Genomic DNA, 925 nt, shown 5'->3' on the forward strand with positions numbered 1-925 from the left:
GTATGCAAATACAGGGAAAGTGAATATTGAGTTTGAGGCGAAATTGTATAAGGATATTACTGCTCCATATTGTTGTCAGGCCTTTTATGAAACAACAGCACCGCAAAATATTAAGGATGATTATGAAAAATGGATTAGGGAGTTAAAGACAACTCAAAGTTTTGTTATTTCTCCAACGAATTACCAAAAATGGTTAAAATTGTATAATCAATATTCAATATCATATTCTTCCTCAACAATTAATTCTTTGAACTATCCTCATGCTTTAGATCATATTCTTAATATGTCAAATTGTTTTTAAATTTAGTAATTATGAGAAAAGTATTTTACATATCTGGAGTTTTCTTCATACTCTCAAATTTTACCTTTTGTCAGTCACCCTTTCAAAAGATTGTTGATGTTAGTGATTTTACGGGTGATACAACTATTACCTATATTGACAATATGGATTTGCAAGGAGAATTATCCGTACCACGAGATGTGAATGGTGAAATTGTTGGAATTGTTGAATTTAAGCTATCATCGGAAGAAAAACTTTTAAATTTGGTAGTTGATATTTTCTCTGATAGTGAAATTCAAGAATTGATTTCAAGTCAAAGTTACCTTAAAACTATATCTACCCCAAACGGGAAAATTCTGAGTGCTTCGTTTGCTTTTGTAAATAAGGAGCCTGATGTTCCTTTGAATAAATTGGTGAAACTTTCAGATATGATAAAAGAAGAATTCACTCTTCATGCAGAATTTGAAAGAGATGTTGTTGATGAGGGTTATGTAAGATGCACTTATTGGCTATTTATTCAATTAAGTGAATTTATTGAATAGCCATTTTTATAGATGGATCCTCGTTTTCATTAATATTATTGGCAAGGACTTTAGCGGAAGAGACCGTTCGCTCGCGTACCCGCATCGTGGTACAGACCAATGA

The 925-nt window shown here is 31.9% G+C and carries 2 protein-coding genes; both read left to right on the plus strand.

The window, feature by feature from the left end; all coding sequences use genetic code 11:
• The coding region (locus ATH1_RS21990) for a hypothetical protein (RefSeq protein ID WP_010424037.1) at positions 1-301 on the plus strand (301 nt) is incomplete at its 5' end.
• 11 nt (positions 302-312) lie between these two features.
• Positions 313-822, plus strand: coding sequence for a hypothetical protein (locus tag ATH1_RS0115815; protein ID WP_010424039.1), 510 nt, complete (start codon positions 313-315; stop codon positions 820-822).
• The last annotated feature ends 103 nt before the right edge of the window (positions 823-925 follow it).

The organism is Anaerophaga thermohalophila DSM 12881 (assembly GCF_000191885.1).
Classification (GTDB): Bacteria; Bacteroidota; Bacteroidia; order Bacteroidales; family Marinilabiliaceae; genus Anaerophaga; species Anaerophaga thermohalophila.

Bases quoted from the DNA above. Each gene is read 5' to 3' on its own strand.
- ATH1_RS0115815 (WP_010424039.1), top strand. From the start codon at position 313: ATGAGAAAAGTATTTTACATATCTGGAGTTTTCTTCATACTCTCAAAT.